Source organism: Pandoraea pneumonica (genome assembly GCF_049918595.1).
Lineage (GTDB): Bacteria > Pseudomonadota > Gammaproteobacteria > Burkholderiales > Burkholderiaceae > Pandoraea > Pandoraea pneumonica_A.
This window is the reverse complement of the sequence record NZ_JBNCRZ010000008.1, coordinates 221,671-240,966: the sequence shown is the minus strand read 5'-3', so window position 1 is coordinate 240,966 and position 19,296 is coordinate 221,671. Positions and strand designations below refer to the sequence as shown.

Annotated in this window: 18 protein-coding genes; 6 read left to right on the top strand and 12 right to left on the bottom strand. The window is 63.5% G+C overall.

The window, feature by feature from the left end:
- Window positions 1–13 precede the first annotated feature (13 nt).
- From hpnH to ACPWR9_RS25295, 3 genes are read left to right on the top strand one after another with little or no spacing between them, the layout of a single operon-like run.
- On the top strand, window positions 14–1,135 hold the full coding sequence (hpnH, locus tag ACPWR9_RS25305) for an adenosyl-hopene transferase HpnH (protein ID WP_150682143.1): 1,122 nt from the start codon (window positions 14–16) through the stop codon (window positions 1,133–1,135).
- A complete protein-coding gene (gene hpnA, locus ACPWR9_RS25300) occupies window positions 1,136–2,131 on the top strand; it encodes a hopanoid-associated sugar epimerase (protein WP_426301796.1) in 996 nt (331 codons plus the stop codon).
- On the top strand, window positions 2,128–3,330 hold the full coding sequence (locus ACPWR9_RS25295) for a glycosyltransferase (RefSeq protein ID WP_426301794.1): 1,203 nt from the start codon (window positions 2,128–2,130) through the stop codon (window positions 3,328–3,330). Before hpnA ends, ACPWR9_RS25295 begins: the two co-directional genes overlap by 4 nt.
- Window positions 3,331–3,414: 84 nt before the next feature.
- Here ACPWR9_RS25295 and ACPWR9_RS25290 read toward each other — a convergent pair whose 3' ends face one another.
- The 4 genes from ACPWR9_RS25290 to hpnD form a co-directional block, all read right to left on the bottom strand.
- Window positions 3,415–4,107: a phosphorylase gene (locus tag ACPWR9_RS25290; RefSeq protein ID WP_426301792.1), complete on the bottom strand. Its 693-nt coding sequence runs from the start codon at window positions 4,105–4,107 to the stop codon at window positions 3,415–3,417.
- An 8-nt stretch (window positions 4,108–4,115) separates the two neighbouring features.
- Window positions 4,116–6,089, bottom strand: coding sequence for a squalene--hopene cyclase (shc, locus tag ACPWR9_RS25285; protein WP_426301845.1), 1,974 nt, complete (start codon window positions 6,087–6,089; stop codon window positions 4,116–4,118).
- Between the two features lie 136 nt (window positions 6,090–6,225).
- Entirely contained in the window at window positions 6,226–7,479 is a 1,254-nt protein-coding gene (gene hpnE, locus ACPWR9_RS25280) for a hydroxysqualene dehydroxylase HpnE (protein ID WP_426301790.1), read from the bottom strand.
- On the bottom strand, window positions 7,479–8,327 hold the full coding sequence (hpnD, locus tag ACPWR9_RS25275) for a presqualene diphosphate synthase HpnD (protein ID WP_426301788.1): 849 nt from the start codon (window positions 8,325–8,327) through the stop codon (window positions 7,479–7,481). Before hpnD ends, hpnE begins: the two co-directional genes overlap by 1 nt.
- Before the next feature lie 168 nt (window positions 8,328–8,495).
- Here hpnD and hpnC point away from each other — a divergent pair, with 168 nt between their 5' ends.
- From hpnC to ACPWR9_RS25260, 3 genes are all read left to right on the top strand, one after another.
- The gene (hpnC, locus tag ACPWR9_RS25270) at window positions 8,496–9,377 is read left to right on the top strand and encodes a squalene synthase HpnC (RefSeq protein ID WP_426301786.1); all 882 of its coding nucleotides are present in this window, start codon (window positions 8,496–8,498) and stop codon (window positions 9,375–9,377) included.
- A gap of 148 nt (window positions 9,378–9,525) precedes the next feature.
- Entirely contained in the window at window positions 9,526–10,518 is a 993-nt protein-coding gene (locus ACPWR9_RS25265) for a DMT family transporter (RefSeq protein ID WP_426301784.1), read from the top strand.
- Between the two features lie 168 nt (window positions 10,519–10,686).
- Complete coding sequence (locus ACPWR9_RS25260; RefSeq protein WP_426301782.1) at window positions 10,687–11,874, top strand: NAD(P)H-dependent flavin oxidoreductase; 1,188 nt, start codon at window positions 10,687–10,689, stop codon at window positions 11,872–11,874.
- Here the strand turns inward: ACPWR9_RS25260 and ACPWR9_RS25255 are convergent.
- The 8 genes from ACPWR9_RS25255 to ACPWR9_RS25220 form a co-directional block, all read right to left on the bottom strand.
- Window positions 11,799–12,476, bottom strand: a complete 678-nt coding sequence (locus ACPWR9_RS25255; protein WP_426301780.1) for a hypothetical protein — start codon at window positions 12,474–12,476, stop codon at window positions 11,799–11,801. The two genes, ACPWR9_RS25260 and ACPWR9_RS25255, sit on opposite strands and share 76 nt — an antisense overlap.
- Window positions 12,477–12,637: 161 nt before the next feature.
- A complete protein-coding gene (locus ACPWR9_RS25250) occupies window positions 12,638–13,588 on the bottom strand; it encodes a LysR family transcriptional regulator (protein ID WP_426301778.1) in 951 nt (316 codons plus the stop codon).
- Window positions 13,589–13,590: 2 nt separating this feature from the next.
- Window positions 13,591–13,962 (bottom strand): cytochrome o ubiquinol oxidase subunit IV, encoded by a 372-nt coding sequence (gene cyoD, locus ACPWR9_RS25245; RefSeq protein ID WP_426301776.1) that lies wholly within the window; start codon window positions 13,960–13,962, stop codon window positions 13,591–13,593.
- Window positions 13,959–14,591, bottom strand: a complete 633-nt coding sequence (gene cyoC, locus ACPWR9_RS25240) for a cytochrome o ubiquinol oxidase subunit III (RefSeq protein ID WP_426301774.1) — start codon at window positions 14,589–14,591, stop codon at window positions 13,959–13,961. Before cyoC ends, cyoD begins: the two co-directional genes overlap by 4 nt.
- Complete coding sequence (gene cyoB / locus ACPWR9_RS25235) at window positions 14,591–16,597, bottom strand: cytochrome o ubiquinol oxidase subunit I (protein WP_426301772.1); 2,007 nt, start codon at window positions 16,595–16,597, stop codon at window positions 14,591–14,593. The genes cyoC and cyoB overlap by 1 nt, the downstream gene beginning before the upstream one ends.
- Window positions 16,598–16,600: 3 nt before the next feature.
- A complete protein-coding gene (gene cyoA, locus ACPWR9_RS25230) occupies window positions 16,601–17,563 on the bottom strand; it encodes a ubiquinol oxidase subunit II (RefSeq protein ID WP_426301843.1) in 963 nt (320 codons plus the stop codon).
- Between the two features lie 249 nt (window positions 17,564–17,812).
- Window positions 17,813–18,487, bottom strand: coding sequence for a hypothetical protein (locus tag ACPWR9_RS25225; protein WP_426301770.1), 675 nt, complete (start codon window positions 18,485–18,487; stop codon window positions 17,813–17,815).
- Window positions 18,488–18,746: 259 nt separating this feature from the next.
- Entirely contained in the window at window positions 18,747–19,112 is a 366-nt protein-coding gene (locus tag ACPWR9_RS25220; protein WP_426301768.1) for a hypothetical protein, read from the bottom strand.
- Window positions 19,113–19,296: the final 184 nt, after the last annotated feature.

Here is a 19,296-nt window from a genome sequence, read left to right as displayed (position 1 = left end):
ACAGGAGCCGAACTTGGCCATCCCCTTCCTGCAACAGGCGTATGTTGGCGCCTACCTGATGAAGCAACGCTTCAAGGGCAACAAGCGTTACCCGCTGGTGCTCATGCTTGAACCGCTTTTCCGCTGCAACCTCGCTTGCTCGGGCTGCGGCAAGATCGATTACCCGGATCCCATTCTGAATCAGCGCGTCTCGCTCAAGGACGCCCTCGATGCCGTGGACGAATGCGGCGCACCGGTGGTCTCGATCGCCGGTGGCGAACCGCTGCTGCACAAAGAAATGCCGCAGATCGTCAAGGGCATCATCGAGCGCAAGAAATTCGTGTATCTCTGCACGAACGCCCTGCTGCTGGAAAAGAAGATCGACGACTACGAGCCGAGCCCGTTCTTCGTCTGGTCGATTCACCTCGACGGCGACCGTGAAATGCACGACGCGTCGGTGTGCCAGGACGGCGTGTACGACCGTTGCGTCGCCGCCATCAAGCTGGCGAAGTCGCGCGGCTTCCGCGTGAACATCAACTGCACGCTGTTCAACAACGCCGATCCGGAAAAGGTCGCCAAGTTCTTCGACACCACGAAGGAAATGGGCCTCGACGGTATCACCGTGTCGCCGGGCTATGCCTACGAGCGCGCCCCGGATCAGCAGCACTTCCTGAACCGTTCGAAGACCAAGCAACTGTTCCGCGACATTCTGAAGCGCGGCAACGGCGGCAAGGACTGGACGTTCAGCCAGTCGAGCCTGTTCCTCGACTTCCTCGCCGGCAACCGCACGTATCACTGCACGCCGTGGGGCAACCCGACGCGTACCGTGTTCGGCTGGCAGCGTCCGTGCTACCTGCTCGGCGAAGGCTATGCCAAGACGTACACCGAGTTGATGGAAACCACCGACTGGGACAAGTACGGCGTGGGCAACTACGAAAAGTGCGCAGACTGCATGGTCCACAGCGGCTTCGAAGCCACGGCCGTGAACGACACGCTGTCGCGTCCGCTGCGTGCCCTCGGTGTGGCGCTCAAGGGTGTGCGTACCGACGGCCCGATGGCTGACGACGTGTCGTTCGCCAAGCAACGTCCGGCCGAGTATGTGTTCTCGAAGCACGTCGAGATCAAGCTCGACGAACTGAAGCGAGCCAAGGCGTAAATGCCGTCGCGTGTGCTGGTCACCGGCGCCTCCGGGTTCGTCGGTTCTGCGGTAGCACGCACGGCGCTCGCGCGCGGTCACGAGGTTCGCCTGCTGGTGCGTGGCACCAGCCCGCGCGCGAACCTCGCCGACCTGCCCGTCGAAGTCGTCGAAGGCGATATGCGCGATGCGGCCTCGATGCAGCGCGCGCTCGCCGGCGTGGACGCCCTGCTCCACGTTGCGGCCGACTACCGCCTCTGGGCGAAAGATCCCAACGACATCATGCGAGCCAATATCGACGGCACGCGCACGGTGATGGAAGCCGCGCTGCGTGCAGGTGTCGAGCGCGTGGTGTACACGAGCAGCGTTGCCACGCTGCGCGTGCAAGGTGCGACCGGTCCGGTCGACGAAACCTCTCCCAACGATGAAGCGACGACCATTGGCGTGTACAAGCGCAGCAAGGTCGCGGCCGAGCGTCTGGTCGAGCGCATGATCGCCAACGACGGCTTGCCTGCTGTGATCGTCAATCCGTCCACGCCCATCGGGCCGCGCGACATCAAACCCACGCCGACCGGACGCATCATCGTCGAAGCGGCACAGGGCAAGATTCCCGCGTTCGTCGATACCGGGCTTAACCTCGTGCACGTCGACGACTGCGCCGAAGGCCATCTGCTGGCGCTAGAGCGGGGCCGCATCGGTGAGCGCTACATCCTGGGCGGCGACGACGTGTTGCTGCGCGAGATGCTCGCCGCGATTGCGGGTCTCGTGGGCCGCAAAGCCCCGACCGTTGCACTGCCGCGCTGGCCGCTGTATCCGCTCGCGATGGCGGCGCAAGGTGTCGCACGCTTCACTGGCAAAGAACCGTTCGTCACGGTCGACGGCCTGAAGATGTCGCGCTATCACATGTTCTTCTCGTCCGAGAAGGCCAAGCGCGAGCTGGGTTACACCGCCCGTCCCTACCTCGATGGCTTGCGCGACGCGCTCGCCTGGTTTCGCACCGCCGGATACTTGTCATGACTGTTTTGGGCTGGATCGCCGCGCTCTCGCTGGCCATCTGGATCTATCTGCTGATTTCGCAGGGCGGCTTCTGGCGCGCGCGCGAACGCGATGATCTCGACGAAGACCAGTTACCGGTGCCCGACGTGTGGCCAGCGGTCGCCGTCGTCATCCCCGCACGCAACGAAGCCGAGTCGATTGGTCAGGTCGTCGAGTCGCTCTGCCGCCAGGACTATCCGGGGCGTTTGCGCATCGTCGTCGTCGACGATCAAAGCAACGACGGCACCGCCGATCTGGCACGCGCTGCGGCGACCCGTGCGGCGTCCGACGGCCTCACTCGCCGTGTGGATGTGCTGAGCGGCCAGCCGTTACCCGGCGGCTGGACCGGCAAGATGTGGGCCGTGCGTCAGGGTGTGGCCTTCGCCAGCGATCCGTCGACCAACGACGATGGCATCGCACCCGACTACTTGCTGCACACCGACGCCGACATCGCCCACTCGCCGGAGAATGTGCGCCGCCTGGTGACACGTGCGACCGGTGACAACCGGGTACTCGTGTCGCTCATGGCGAAACTGCGCTGCACGGCGTGGTTCGAACGCACACTGATTCCCGCGTTCGTGCTGTTCTTCCAGATGCTCTATCCGTTCGCTTGGGTCAACGACCCGAAGAAGCGCATGGCAGCGGCGGCAGGCGGTTGCATGCTGATCCATCGCAAGTCGCTTGAGGCGGGCGGTGGCATCGAAGCGATTCGCGACGAGATCATCGACGACTGCGCCATGGGGCGTCTGCTCAAGAAGCAAGGCGCGATCTGGCTGGGGCTCACCGAGCGTGCCGTGAGCGTGCGTCCGTACGACAACCTCGGCGAAATCCGTAAGATGGTTTCGCGCACCGCGTACGCGCAGTTGCAGTATTCGCCGGTGCTGTTGGCAGGCACGATCGTGTCGTTGCTGCTCACGTTTATCGTGCCGCCCGCGATGACGATTTTCGCGTCGGGCATTGCGCAGTGGCTGGGGCTGTTCGCGTGGATTGCGATGACGATCTCGTACGTGCCGATGCTGCGCTTCTACCGTCAGCCGACGAGCTTCGGCCCGCTGTTGCCGTTGGTGGCTGCGCTCTACACCGTCTTTACGTTCGACTCGGCGCTGCAACACTGGCGCGGCCGCGGCGGTATGTGGAAGGGGCGCGCGCAGGCACGAGGACAGCAATCGTCGGACGTGTAACGTCGTAATAGCACAAAGAAAAAGCCAGTTTGCCGACAACGCAAACTGGCTTTTTTGTTGCTTCGAAACCTGGTGGCGACGCCGTCAGATCCGCGCAGTCGCGGCACCAAACCCTTCACCGAGCCGCAGTGCGATAACTTCGCGACCGAAGCGCATCGCCTGTTTCGCGTGCCCTGCATCCTTGCCTACGCGAAGTAATGCAGGCAGTTGCAGCGGGTTCTTCGCAAGCGAACCCAACACGCCGAAAATATTGACCGAGCCATCGGGCCGCATGCCGGCGAGCGCCGCCGGCGGCAACGAACGTTCCGCCGGATCAATGACCACTCGTGCCACCACGAAGGGCAGCCCGTGTGCCGCCGCGACGCGTGCGACGATATGCGACTCCATATCAGCCGCCGCTGCCCCGCTATCGCGACACAGCGCGGCCTTGTCATCGGCCGTGACCACCGGCGCAGTCACCCCGGCCACATCGGCCCGTAGTGCCCCCGGCATCGCACGGCGCAACGCATCGGCCCATGCAATCGCGGACACGTACTCGCGCGCGTTGTCCGGCATATCCAGCACCTTGTGCGCGATCACCCATTGCCCGGGCTTCAACCCTGGAATCAGGCCACCCGCCGTGCCGAAACTCACCAGCCCGCGAGCGCCCTGCGCAATGGCCGCTTCCAGTTCGCCCGCCAGCGTACGGTTCTGTGCGCAAACTACGCGCACGCCATCGCCGCGCGCAATGCGGGCTTCGAAGGGCATACCGGTCACAACGATGATGGGCGAAGTCATTGGCTAAATTACATCCCGCAAGGCACAGGGCAATCGTTGCGCACGGTCAGATTGCGATAACGTGCGAGCGCCCACAGCGGGAAGAACTTGCGATAGCCGTGGTAGCGCAGGTAGAACACGCGCGGGAAGCCCGTCGCCGTGTACAACTCCTCGTCCCACAGGCCTTCATCGTTCTGCGTGTTCAGCAGGTAGTCGATGCCGCGTTTGACCGCCGGATCGTTGGCCTTGCCTGCCGCCATCAGCCCCAGCAATGCCCAAGCCGTTTGCGACGACGTGCTCGGTGCGGCCTCATAGCCCTTGTATTCGAGCTTGTAGCTGTCGCCGTCCTCGCCCCAGCCGCCGTCGGCGTTCTGGATCGAGAGCATCCACTGTGCCGCGCGCGCCATCGCGGGATGTTCCGGCTGCAAACCAGCGGCCTGCAAACCGCACATCGCCGACCACGTGCCGTAGACGAAATTCATACCCCAGCGGCCGTACCAGCTACCGTCGGCTTCCTGATCGTCGAGGATGTACTTGAGCGCCAGATCGGCCGAGGCCTTGCGTTCCGGCGACGTCGGCAACTGCGCCAGCATCGACAGGCAGCGCGCCGATACGTCGACCGTCGGCGGATCGAGCAGCGCGCCGTGATCGGAGAACGGGATGTTGTTCAGATACAGATGCGTATTCTCGGGCTCGAACGCGCCCCAGCCGCCGTTACTGCTCTGCATGCCGATCACCCACTCCGTGCCGCGATCGATCGCGTAGCGCATCGCGTGCGACTTCGGGTCTGCCCGATCGACCTTCACGTCGTCGAACTTCTCGGCCAGCTTCTCGTAGCGGTCCATCGCCATCGCAACAACGGCGGTGTCATCCACATCCGGGTAATGCGGGTTAGCGAATTGAAACGCCCAGCCGCCCGGACGCACGTTCGGTCGACGCGAAATCCAGTCGCCGCGCACGTCGAGAATTTGCAACGGAATCAGCCACTCCAGCCCCTTGCCCGCTTGCTCGATCGCGCGCTTATCGCCCGTCTCCAGCAACGCGTGTGCCGAGAGCGCCGTATCCCACACCGGCGACAAGCACGGCTGAACATACGTCTCGTGATCGGCTGGCGTCACCAGCTTTTCGACCGACTTGCGTGCAATCGCGCGGCTCGGGTGATCTTCCGGATAGCCAAGCACGTCGTACATCATGACCGAGTTGGCCATGGCCGGATAAATCGCGCCCAGCCCGTCCTCACCGTTCAAACGCTCTTCGACAAACTCGACCGCACGCTTGATCGACTTCTCGCGCAACTTCTTCGGGAAGAACGGATCGAGCGCACGCAATACATGGTCGACGCCAGAGAAAAACGTGAACCAGAAGCGGCTCTGATGCGGCGCACGCTTGGGCGGCCCCACGTCCTTCGGGCTGCCAATGAACAACTCGTCGATGCCCACGCCCTTCGGATTGCGCGCGAGCGGACGCTTGGCCTGCAAGACGAGCAGCGGCACGATCACCGTGCGCGCCCAGTACGACACCTTCGAGAGATGGAACGGGAACCACTTCGGCAGCAGCATGATCTCGACCGGCATCATCGGCACCGCCTTCCATTCGAGCACGCCGTAGAGCGCCAGCAAGATGCGCGTGAACACGTTCGAATTCTGCGCACCGCCGCGCGAGATGATGGCCTCGCGTGCGCGCACCATGTGCGGCGCGTCGATCGGCTCGCCGATCATCTTGAGCGCGAAGTACGCCTTCACGCTCGCACTCATGTCGAACTTGCCGTTATGGAACAACGGCCAGCCGCCGTGCTCGCCCTGAATACGGCGCAGATAAGCGGCAACCTTAGCTTCGAGTTCAGCGTCGACTTTCTCGCCGAGGTGATGGCGCAGCAACACGTACTCGGCCGGAATCGTCGCGTCGGCTTCGAGTTCGAAGAGCCAGTGACCGTTGTCCTGTTGCAGGTCGAGCAAGGCCGTGATCGAACGATCGATGCCCGTCTCAAGCGTTTGCGTCGCCATTGCCGTGCTCACCTTCTGGGCAAGTTCGGTATGCAGTTTGAGGTCCACTGCGGTGGCAGTGGCCGTGCGTCGCGCTTCCTTCTCGGAAGCATCGCGAATCGTATCCATGACAGTCTTGCCTTTTCAACCAGCCAAATCAGGCCGGGCTCAGTAAATCGGCGGCGCGGTTACCACTTCGCAACGCGCCTTCGATGGTCGCGGGCAGGCCGGTGGCGGTCCAATCGCCGGCGAGCACGAGATTGCGCCAGCGGGTCGCCGCCGTGGGACGGCGCTTGTCCTGCGCGGGCGTGGCGGCAAACGTGGCGCGCTTCTCGCGCACCAGTTGCCACACGGGCATCGGCGTAGACGGCACCCGGCAAGCCTTCGCCACCTCTTCCCAAATGCGTTGCGCGAGCGATTCGCGCGACTCATCAAGCAGATGGTCGGCACCGCTGATCGTCACCGACAAGCGGTCTTCGAACGCGAAAATCCAGTCGCTCACGCCATTCACCACACCGATCATCGGCGGGCAGCCTGGTGGCGGCAACACCTGAAAGTGCGCGTTGACGATGGCGCGATACTCGTCCGGCGTCGTCAGGTCGGGCACGAGCGACGCGGCGACATTCGGTGGCACGGCCAGCACAACGGCATCGTCGGCACCGAGCGTCTCAGGGCCATCGCCGAAATCGATCGACTCGACACGACTACCGTCTGCCGAATACGCCATCGCGCGCACCCGGTGCTGCATCATGACCTGCGCACCCTTCGCTTCCAGATAAGCCAAGGCCGGGTTGACGAACGACACGTCGAGCCCGTCGCTGGCAATCAGCGGATGGCAGGCTTTGCCACCGGCGGCGAGCGTCTCGCGAATCACGGCGGCAGCCATCTGCGCCGAACCTTCGGCCGGATCAGCGTTGAGCACGGCCAAAAACAGCGGATGAATCAGTCGCTTGTACAGTGCTGGCGGGCAGTTCATCGCGTCGGTCATCGTCGCGTCCGGACCAGCACGCAACAACGGCGCGAGCGACAGATAGTCCGACCACTTCGTGCCGGGTACGCGGGCGTTCTTGTCGAAGATCCACCATGGCAGGCGGCCTTCCGACAACTTCACCGTCCAGCGCTCGTCGCTATTGAGATCGACGAAGGCGAATTCAGCGCGCCCCGGCCCCGTCAGCGTGTGTTCCGAGCCGATCGTGCGCGTGAACTCGCGCATGGTCGTGTTGCCCGAGAGCACCAGATGGTTACCGTTGTCGATGACGGCGTTCAGCGTGCGGTCGAAGTACGAGCGGCAACGCCCGCCTGCCTGCGGTGCGGCTTCGTGCAGCACAACGGGCACGCCGCGCGTGGCAAGCCTTACCGCGGCGGCCAGACCTGCGAGGCCGGCGCCGATGACATGAACCTTGCCCGCCATCAGAAAACCATCTGCCGCAGCAGCATCAAGATCAGTCGCCAGCGCGGGACACGCACGCGCTCGCGCGGCGTGGCGAAACCACGCGCAATCAGTTTGTCGAGAATCGCGCCGTAGGCCTTGGCCATCACCGCCGGGGCGATCACCACGCGGCGCGGGTGGCGTGCCATGATGGCCCGTGCCTTGGCGTAATGCTCATGCGCTTGCGCCACGAGCGGCGCACAGGCACGGTCGAGCTGGGCGTTGGCCATCATCGCGGGAGTGGCGTTCACGATGCCGGCGTCGGCCAGCGTCTCGCGCGGCAGATAGACGCGCCCGATGGCGGCGTCCTCGTCGATATCGCGCAAGATATTCGTCAGTTGCAGCGCGCGCCCGAGGTGGTACGACAGATCGATACCCTCTTGCTCCGGCAGGCCGAACACTTTGACCGACAGACGGCCGACAGCGCTCGCCACGCGATCGCAATAGAGATCGAGGGTGGCCAGATCGGGGGCGACGATGGGGCCGCAGGCGTCCATTTCCATGCCGTCGATGACAGCAAGAAAGTCGTCGTGCTTCAGGCCGAATTGCTTGACCACGCGCGCCAGATTGGCGAGCGACGGCGACGGACGACCTTCGTAAAGGTCGGCCAGATCGCGGCGCCAGACCGCCAGGCGTGCCATACGGCTCGCCGACGTGTCGTCGCCATCGTCGGCAATGTCGTCCACGGCGCGGCAAAAGGCATAAATCTCGAACATGCCTTCGCGCTGGGCGGGCGGCAGAATGCGCATGGCAGCATAAAAGCTGCTACCGGACGCCACACGTGCGCTGCTTTGCTCAGGCGAAATTTCGATCGGTTCGGCGACGCTCACGAGGCTCCTCGTCGTGCAGGGGAACAGGGTGACACCACAGAAAACACTCAGGGGATTCTTGCAAGGAGGGAAGTATACCGGGGATTGGCGCGACTTTCCCGCCAGGATTTGGAACGATAGCATAGAATCTCGGGGTCTCCCGATTTGCCCATTTGCCCCACCCGCCTGATGACTTCCGACGCCAAGATCGAGCATTACGAGAACTTCCCGGTCGCCAGCGTCCTGCTGCCGCGCGAGATGCGCGCGCCGGTGGGCGTGATCTATAACTTTGCCCGCACGGCCGACGACATTGCCGACGAAGGCGACGCGACCAACGCCGAGCGCCACGCCGGGCTGGCCGCCTATCAGGCCGAGCTCGACAAGATCGCCGCAGGCGTGCCCACGTCCCCCGACAAGCCGCTCTTCGCCGCGCTCGCGCAGGTGATTGCCGAGCACAAGCTCTCGGTGCAGCCGTTCTCCGATCTGCTCTCAGCCTTCGATCAGGACATCGAGGTCAAGCGCTACGCCACGTTTGCAGACTTGCGCGACTACTCGCGCCGCTCGGCCGATCCGGTCGGGCGCATCATGCTGGCCCTGTTCAAGCTCGACACGCCCGAGAACATCGCCTGTTCCGACGATATCTGCTCCGCCCTGCAAATCATCAACTTCTGGCAGGACGTGGAAGTCGACTGGCGCAAGGCCCGCGTGTATTTGCCGCAAGACGACATGGCGCGCTTCGGCGTGACGGATGCCGACATCGGTGCAAAAAACTTCGACGACCGCTGGCGCGCGTTGATGCGCTACGAGGTCGATTTCGCCCGCCGCATGATGCTGCGCGGCGCGCCGCTGGCCAACCGCGTGCCCGGGCGTTTCGGACTGGAACTGTGCTGCGTGGTGCACGGCGGCCTGCGTATTCTCGACATGATCGAAGCCGCCAATTACGACGTCTTCCATCACCGGCCGCAATTGGGCAAGGGCGACGGCGTGCGCGTGTTCCTGCGCGGTCTTGGCATGAAACTCAGCGGGCGCCCGCCGAAAGCGCCCCAGCCTGACGCCGCCCGAGTGGCCTAAATCCGGCGTCACCGTCGGTGGCACCATCGATCCACACGCTGCTGGCGCTTCTCTTGCGGCCACGCTTGCCCTAACGTGATGTCATCGCGCGTCTTGCCTGAAGCACGACGCGCCCCCCTCACGTTCTGGAGCTTCGGAGCCGCGCGCCGTGAATCTGCCTGCCGCCTTACAACGTCTTGCGTCGCCGCGGCGCGACGCCCGTGGCGCCGACGGCTCCCCTGCCCGATCACACGCCGGTCTGATCTTCGCGATCGTTATTGTCATGTGGGGCGTGAACTGGCCGGTCAGCAAAGCCCTGCTCACCCATGTGTCGCCGTGGTGGAGCACCGCGTTTCGCTCGACGGTCGGCATGATTACGCTCTTCATCATCTGCGCCGCCACCCGACGGCTGATTTTGCCCAAACGCGGCGACTTGCCTGTGATTCTGAGCGTCGGCCTGCTGCACATGACGGTCTTCTCGCTGCTCGTCGCCATCAGTCTCCAATACGTGAGCGCCGGGCGCTCGGCCGTGCTCGCCTACACCACACCGCTCTGGGTCATGCCCGCCGCCCGTCTCTGGCTGGGTGAAGAACTGACCCCGCGCCGTTTAGTGGGCATCGCCTTCGGCCTGCTCGGCATTGCGGTGATGTTCAACCCGATGGCCTTCGATTGGCATAACCGCAACGCCGTTTTCGGCAATGCGCTCGTCCTGGCCTCGGCGTTCGTCTGGGCCATTGCCATCGTCCACATGCGTGCGCATCGCTGGGTCAATGGTCCGTTCGAACTGAGCCCATGGCAGTTGCTGCTCGCGAGCGTCATCTTGTGCACGCTTGCCGCCGTTTTCGATGGCGCACCGCGCATCGTCGGCGTAGCCGGATTTGCTGGCCTGATGACGTACGGCGGCATCATCGGTGGCGGCGTCGCGTACTGGCTCGCTGGCGTCGTCACGCGTCAATTGCCTGCGGGTGTCACATCGCTCGGCCTGCTCGGCGTGCCCGTCGTCGGCACGCTGGCCTCCGCCTTCCTCCTACGCGAATCGCTCGGACTCGACGTCTGGCTGGCCCTCGCGCTCATCGTCGGCGGTATCGCGCTCGGCACCGTGTCGAAACCCACGGCTGCCAAACCCGCTGCGACGTCATGCCGCACCGACACCACCGTCTGATCCCCGCCCGCTTGACCCATCGCAAAGGCCCGTCGCCCGGGGCATGACAGACTGCCCTCACGCCTGCGCGACCATCGACACCGGCTCACTCGCCGCTGTCTCGCGCATGCGCGCCTGTTGCCGCACCCCTGCGGCGTTGCCGGGCGCTCCCCGACGAATGGAACTGACATGAACGAGCAATGGTTGAAACTGGCTGGCCGCCGACTGGTGCCGGTGGTGCAAGGCGGCATGGGCATTGGTATCTCCGCGCACCGTCTTGCGGGCACCGTCGCACGCAACAACGGCATGGGGACGATTGCGAGCATCGATTTGCGGCATCACCATCCCGATCTGCTCGCGCAAGTGGAAGGCACACGCGACAAGGCGGCCATCGAAGCGGTCAATCTGATCGCACTGGATCGTGAAGTGCGCGCGGCCAAACAGTTAGCCGATGGCCGTGGGCTGGTCGCCGTGAACGTGATGAAGGCCGTGAGCGCCCACGCGTCACTGGTGCGTCAAGCCTGCGAGAGCGGGGCCGATGCCATCGTGATGGGTGCGGGCCTGCCGCTCGATTTACCTGAACTGACCGCATCGCATCCGAACGTCGCGTTGATCCCGATTCTGTCCGACTCGCGCGGCGTGAGTCTCGTGCTGCGCAAATGGATCAAGAAAGGCCGCTTGCCCGACGCCATCGTCATCGAGCATCCGGCGCACGCGGGCGGGCATCTGGGCGCATCGCGCATCGAAGATTTGGGCGACGCCCGCTTCTCGTTCGAGCGCGTGCTGACCGAGTGTCGCGAGATCTACGCATCGCTGGGCATCGATTGGGAACGTGTACCGCTGATCGTGGCGGGCGGCATCCATCGTCACGAGCAGGTGAAGCATTGGCTCGGCCAAGGCGCGGCAGGCGTGCAGTTGGGCACCGCGTTCGCTGTGACCGAAGAGTCCGACGCGCATCCGGCGTTCAAGGAGGTACTCGCGACGGCGCGCCCCGAAGACATTGCGGAATTCACGAGCGTGGCGGGCTTACCGGCGCGTGCCGTGCTCACGCCGTGGCTCAAGCGCTATCTCTCGCGCGAAACGGCGCTGCAAGCGAAAGCCAAGGTACGCCAATGTCTTGAAGGCTTCGATTGCCTGCAAGCCTGCGGCCTGCGCGACGGGGTGGCGCGTATCGGCCAGTTCTGTATCGATCTGAAGCTGGCGCAGGCGGTACGCGGCGACGTGGCGCGCGGGTTGTTCTTCCGTGGCCGCGATCCCTTGCCGTTCGGTGAGCGCATTCGGCCCGTGGCCGATTTGATGCGCTACTTGCTCACTGGCGAGTCGCCCGCAGAGGGTGCCGACGCCGCCGAGGCTTCATCCGTCGTCGCTGCGGCCTGAGCTGCGCTACTGGCACTGCTGGCGTCACCGACACCACCGGTCCCGCCGCTGGTGCCAGCATTACGCGCAGCGAGCCGCTTCTCGAAGAATGCAGCGAGCGCGGGATCGTTCACTGTCAGGTCGAATTGCCGGTCGTCCACAGCGTTGAAGTAGCTGTCGCACAACTCGGCCTTAGCGCTCTCGGTCGGTTGGTCGTCGATGCTGCGCGAGTAGACAGTGAATTGCCGCTCCACAAGCATCGGCAACTGCGTGCGCAGCAACTCGTCGAAACTCGCGCGGGCCTGCGGATCGGTATAGCTCGCCTGCAATTCCGCGCGCAGACGGCGGCCTTCGAGCAGATAGTCGCGGTGTCGTGACTCCCACGCACGCAACGCCGCGTTGCCGTGCGAGCGCGTCGCTTCGCCATACAAACCGCACTTCTGCACCAGTTGTCCGAGCACCTGCCCCACGCCTTCGGGCGACGCGATAGCTGCACCCATGAGTTCGGCTTCGCTCTTGTATTGCGGCGGTTGTGCGCCCACCGTCGATGCCTGTGCGAACACCACTGCGCCCGCGAGCACACAGGCGCGTGCCCGTCGCCACGACTTGCGTTGTTGAGTCATTACCGGGTCGTCAGGAAGGCGTGCTTGAGTTGCCACGCTCTAGGGGATATCGCATCGGCCGCGATTGAGATATCGGCATCTTAGCCGAAGTCGCGGTGCGCGGGCGTGACGCCCGCCGCAGGGTGGCTCGACGCCGCCGCCGAGGCATTCCCCCGCCCCGGCTAAGCCGCACACGCCTCCGGCCCCAGCCGCGCGACCATGTAGCCGACGAAGTCCTCCAGCTTGGCCGACACATAGCGCCCTGCCAGATGCACGAGGTGCATCGGCTCGCTCACCGTGGCGTCCGCTTCCAGCACTCGGACAAGACGCCCCGCCGCCACTTCGGGGGCCAGCAGATACTCCGGCAGCAATGCGATCCCCATGCCGCACACGGCCGCCTGCAACTGCGCGAACGGGTTGTCGGCGATCAGGCGTACGTCATGCTGCGCGGCGTGCGTGTGCGCCCCGCTGCGGGGTCCGTCGGCCATCTGCCATTGTCCGTGGGCGTCGTCGTAACGGAACCCGAGACAATCGTGTCCGGCCAGATCGGCGGGCTCGCGCGGCACACCTCGTCGCGCCAGATAGGCAGGCGATGCGCACGCCACGCGCGTCACACCCCGCAACGTATGCGCGACGAGTCCCGGCTCTGGCAGCCCGCCGGCCTGAAACGCCGCGTGGATGCCCTCTTCCTCCAGATCGACGGCCCGGTCCTTAAGATCGAGATCGAGCGCCACATCCGGATGCGTGCGCAAATACTCGGCGAAGAGTGGCATGAGCAGATGCGCGCCCACTGTCGTCGGCGCGCTCACGCGAAGTTGCCCGAGCGGGCGCCGTGCGGCGTGTATCGCCGAAGCGGCCGTCGACGCGCCGCTCGCGCCAGCATCACCCAGCGCGTCGGCATTCTCCACCCGTGCCAGCACTTCGGCACACTCGGTGAAATAGCGCGCGCCCAACGCCGTGGGCACTTGTCGTCGCCCACTGCGGTGCAGCAGCGCTTGCCCGAGCCGCGCCTCCAATGCCTGCACATGACGCGCCGCCGTCACCGCCGACATCGCGCAGGCAGCGGCACCGGCACTGAGGCTACCGGCGCGCACCACCTGAACGAACACCTCCATGCATTTGAGGCGGTCCATGATCAGTCGCGCAGCTTGGCCCGTTCGATCGACATATGCGTAGGCATCATGTTGGTGTTGGCGTTATGCATCACCCACAGCGAACCCGCCACGATGATTGCGATCAGCCCGGCCGTACACAGGAAGATGGCCGAATTCTGCCGCTGATCGCGCTTCGCCCCGATGTGCAGGAAGTACACGAGTTGCACGATCAACTGCGCAACGCAGAGCACCACGATGGTGGCGAGGCCCATGCCGCGCGGCACCACGCCAAGCATGACCGCGCCGAACGAGGCGAAGGTCAGCACTAGCGACAGGAAGAAGCCAATCACGTAATCGCGCAAGCCGCCATGCGAGGCCGCTGCCGCGTGCGTTTGTGCGTGTGCGCTCGTCATACGAACTCCCGCAAATAAACGAAGGTGAAAACACAGATCCAGACCAGATCCAGAAAGTGCCAGAACAGGCTCAGGCATTGCAGGCGGCGACGCACCACGTCGTCGAAGCCGAAGCGACGAATCTGGTCGATCATCACCACCAGCCACAGCAAACCGCACGTCACGTGCAGACCGTGCGTGCCCACGAGCGTGAAGAAGGCCGACAGAAACGCACTGCGCCCCGGCCCGGCACCTTCATGAATGAGCGCCGAGAATTCGTACACTTCCATCGCGACGAACGCTGCACCCAGCGCGAACGTGAGCCACAGCCAGCGCTTCACATTGGCTTCGTTGCCTGGGCGAATCGAGAGCGACGCCAGTCCGAATGTGAAGCTAGAGAGCAACAGCAGCATGGTCTCGCCGAGTACGAACGGCAGCTCGAACAGTTCACGCCCGGTGGGGCCGCCTACCGTGCTCTGCGCCAGCACGCCAAAGGTGGCGAACAGCACGCAGAAGATGAGGCAGTCGCTCATCAGGTAAATCCAGAAGCCGAGCGTGGTGTTCGCGCCCGCATCGTGATGCCCGTGTGCGGTGTCGTGGAGGCGGGCACCGGCGTGCCCTTGGGTAGGGTTGAGGGTTGCGCCAGACATCAGGCTGCCTTTGGAATGGATTGAGACTGCGGCTGCGCGGCGCGCAGATCGGCGTAGCGGGCCCGTTCGATGCGCTCGACTTCGGCCGCTGGCACGTAGTAATCGACGTCGCGGTCGTAGGTACGCCACAGGAACGTGGCAATGGTCGCGACCAAGCTCGCGCCCGCCAGCCACCAGATATGCCAGATGAGAGCGAAGCACATCACCATGCTGAACACCGACACCACGAAGCCCGTGCCGGTATTACGCGGCATATGAATCTCTTCATAGTGCTTCGGCTCACGCCACGCGAGGCCGCGCACCTTGTCGTCCCAGTGTTGTTCGAGCGAGTCGATATGCGGCACGTGCGCGAAGTTGTAGAACGGCGCGGGCGATGACGTGGCCCACTCCAGACTGCGCGCATCCCACGGGTCGCCCGTGAGGTCGCGGTTGGCATGCCGGTCGCGCACGCTCACGACCAATTGCACGATGAACGCCAGAATGCCCAGACCGATCACGGCGGCGCCCACGGCGGCCACGATCAGATACGGCTGCCAGTCGGCTTGCACGTAGTGGTTCATGCGGCGCGTCATGCCCTTGAAGCCGAGCACATACAGCGGCATGAAGGCCAGATAGAAGCCCACCAGCCAGCAGAAGAACGAAATCTTGCCCCAGCGCTCGTTGAGCGTGAAACCGAACACCTTCGGGAACCAGAACGTAATCCCCGCCAAACATCCAAACACCACGCCGCCGATGATCACGTTGTGGAAGTGCGCGACCAGGAACAGCGAGTTGTGCAGAACGAAATCCGCGCCCGGCACGGCCAGCAACACACCCGTCATGCCGCCGATGGCGAAGGTCACCATGAAGCCGATCGTCCAGAGCGTGGACGAGTGGTAACGAATGCGGCCCTGATACATCGTGAAGAGCCAGTTGAACAGCTTCACGCCGGTGGGAATCGAGATGATCGTCGTCATGATGCCGAAGAAGGCATTGACGTTCGCGCCCGAGCCCATCGTGAAGAAGTGGTGCAGCCACACGAAGAACGACAGAATGCCGATCGACGACGTCGCATAGACCATCGACTTGTAGCCGAACAGCGGCTTGCGCGAGAACGTGGCGATGATCTCCGAGAACGCGCCGAACGCGGGCAAGATCAGGATGTACACCTCCGGGTGGCCCCAGATCCAGATCAGGTTCACGTACATCATGGCGTTGCCGCCCAGTTCGTTCGTGAAGAAGTGCATGCCCAGATAACGGTCGGCGGTGAGTAGCGCGAGCGTGGCGGTCAGCACCGGGAACACGGCGACGATCAGGATGTTGGTGATGAGCGCCGTCCACGTGAACACTGGCATCTTCATCAGGTTCATGCCGGGCGCGCGCATGCGCAGAATCGTCACGATGAAGTTGATGCCGGTCAGCGTGGTGCCGAGCCCCGATATCTGTAGCGACCAGATGTAGTAATCCACCCCTACCGTTGGGCTGTAGCCCAGCTCGGAGAGCGGCGGGTACGCCACCCAGCCCGTCGCGGCGAAGTCGCCGACGAACATCGACATCATGACCAGCACCGCGCCCATGGCGGCGAGCCAGAACGAGAGCGAGTTCACGAACGGGAAGGCCACGTCGCGCGCGCCGATTTGCAGCGGCACGATCACGTTCATCAGGCCCAGCACCAGCGGTGTGGCCACGAAGAAGATCATGATCACGCCGTGCGCCGTGAAAATCTGATCGTAGTGGTGTGGCGGCAAATAGCCCGCTTCGCCACCGGCCGCGACGGCCTGTTGCGCACGCATCATGATCGCGTCGGCAAAGCCGCGCAGCAGCATGACGAGCGCGAGCACGATGTACATCACGCCAATACGCTTGTGGTCGACGGACGTGATCCATTCCGTCCACAGGTACTGCCACTTTCGGTAATACGTAATAGCGCCGAGCAGCGCCGCGCCGCCCAGCAACACCACCGCGAGCGTGCCCATGATGATGGGCTCATGCAGCGGGATGGCGTCGAGATCGAGTTTTCCGAGCATGACTTACTCCGTGATCGAATTCGACGAATTCAGCGAATTCAGCGCATTCGAGGCGATGGGCGCTGTGCGCACACCGGCCAGTTGCGTGTCCACGCGGCAGTTGGCCGCTGCGATGATGTCGTCGAGCGCGCTGCGCGCACCGGTCGACGCCATGTCGCCGTCCATCGGCCCCATGTACTTGCCGACGATGGCATCGAACAGTCCCGGCATCACATTCGCGTAGATCGGCACCGGCAAGCCCGTGCCCGGCTGCTCCAGCTTCACGTAGGTAGGCGCGTCGAGCGTATCGGGCGAGCCCTGCGCTTCGTGCACCCATTTGTCGAAGTCCGCGCGCGAGGTCACGTGCGCTTTGAAGTGCATGTCGGAGAAGCCCGGACCGCTATAGGCCGACGACATCCCGGCATACGTGCCGGTCTCGTTGGCGATCAGGTGCAACTTGGTCTGCATGCCCGACATGGCGTAGACCATGCTGCCCAGTTGCGGGATGAAGAAGGCGTTCATCAGCGACTCGGCGGTGAGCTTGAACTCGACCGGCGTGTCGACCGGCAGCACCAGCCGGTTGACGGTGGCGACGTGATAGTCCGGGTAGATGAAGAGCCATTTCCAGTTGAGCGCGACGACTTCCACGCGCACCGGCGGCTTGTCGGAGGCGACTGGCTCGATGGGGCGGTAGGGGTCCAGCTTGTGCGTGGTCTCCCAGATCATCACGGCGAGGGCGATCACGATGATGACGGGAATCGTCCAGACGACGACTTCGATCTTGGTCGAGTGCGACCACTTGGGCGAATAGGTAGCGGCGGTGTTCGACTCGCGATAGCGCCAGAAAAACACGAGCGTGAGCACGATCACCGGCACGACCACGAGCAGCATGACGCCGAGGGCAATCAGGATCAGATGCTTCTCCTGTTCACCGACGCTGCCCTTCGGGTCGAGCAATTCGAGCGTGCAACCGCTCATGGGCAGCATCGCGAAGAGCGCACCGGCCCGGGCGCACCACGATTGCCAGCGCGTGCCGCTTATTCTGTCTGCCCGCTCGCGCGAGGCGGGCCAGACGTTATGCATGGGCATTTCTAACCTCTATGTATGGATACACAATTTGCGTTTCGAATGCTACTCACACGCATAATCCATACATCGCGACATAATGACGCAGGGAGGAACCTGTTGCCACAGCGGGCAACGTGCCGACGTACGCGAAAACTACCTACATAGCGCTTAACGCTGCCCGGCCGCTTTGGGCGCAGTACAGCAGGCCCGGGCGTCGATGGTGCGGCCACGGCAGGACGGCAACGACGGGGATGCCTTGCACATCAACGCATTGACAGGCCACGTGTAGGTGAAATGTTGGTCGAGCATGCACAGCTCGGCAGCTGCCACGTCGTTGGCTTTCATTACGTTCACGGCGGGCTGCGTGACGGTGGTGAAGCCGCAAGCGAGCATGGCGCGCTTGACGCCGTCAACGTCAGTATCTGCGCGACGCCAGAACGTATAGGGCGGCGGGAGCTTGGTGCGATTGCCTTGGACGGCGGGATCGAAGTCCGGATCGGTGCCGAAGGTCTTGCCGCGCGGCACGCTGGCGCAGGCGGGCAACTCGGGCGAATCGGTGCAAAGAATGCGGCGCCCCTGATAGTGGAAGCCAATTTCGAGCATGCACAGCTGCGCTTGCGCGACGTCGTTGGTGGACATCTCACGGGGGTTGATGTTGGCCGGGTCGGCGAATCCGCAATCCACCATCGCGCGCCGCACGCCCAACTCGCTAACGCCCGGCTGCGTCCACAACGTATATTCCGCGGGCGGTGGCTGAAACGGTCGTGTGGTGCAAGCGGCGACGCCAAGGCAAAGCGCCACGGTGGCGAGCGTTGTGCGGAAAAGGGGGGCGGCAGAAAACATTGGCATAACGATCAAATAAACGCCATTAGGTCGCGCCGATTATAGCGATGCCCCTTCTCTGCCCTTTGTCCTTTCCCATTGCCGTGACGAGCGCAGCAGGCACTGTGATTTATACGAGGCGGCAATTTCGGCCGCGATCGAATTCTCGAAAACCCCCGCCAGATAAGGCGCTTAGCCTCGCAATGGCGAACCTGCTTTCTCTGCTTTTCACCGACTTGTATTAATCACAGTTTCGGCGCGGCGGGCCGATGACGATACTTCATTCAACGGCCAACGCAACACACCAGCCGCGAAACACCGAAGTCGAATCGAACCCTGAACCGCAACTTGAATCGCTGAAAAAAGGAGCCACATCATGATCCCGTTCGCCTACCTCTTCGACACCTACGCCGAACCCGCCGCCAACTATGTGATGACTGTCGGCCACTTCTTTGGCTACTAAACCGAACCCGCTGGAACGTACCAACTTCAATCGCCACACCACTAACTCAGGAGAAACACCATGGCAGCTATCGCTTACTACATCGGCCGCGACGTCGTCCCCTTCATCGCCAGCCTGCCGATCTTTAATTGACTCACTAGCCAAACCCACAACGTTGCAACTGAACAAGGAGAATTTAAACATGATCGTCTCCCTCATGTTTCAAGCAGCCACCCTGATCCAAGAGGGTCTAGACAGCGACCTCATTCATCTCTTCTTCTAATTGGCGACAGTCCGCCTCTTACGCTCCCGCCACTTAAAAGGACCACTTCCCGCGGTCCTTTTTCCTTTGGTGGAAGGCACAGGAATTTCGTCATCCGGCATTTCC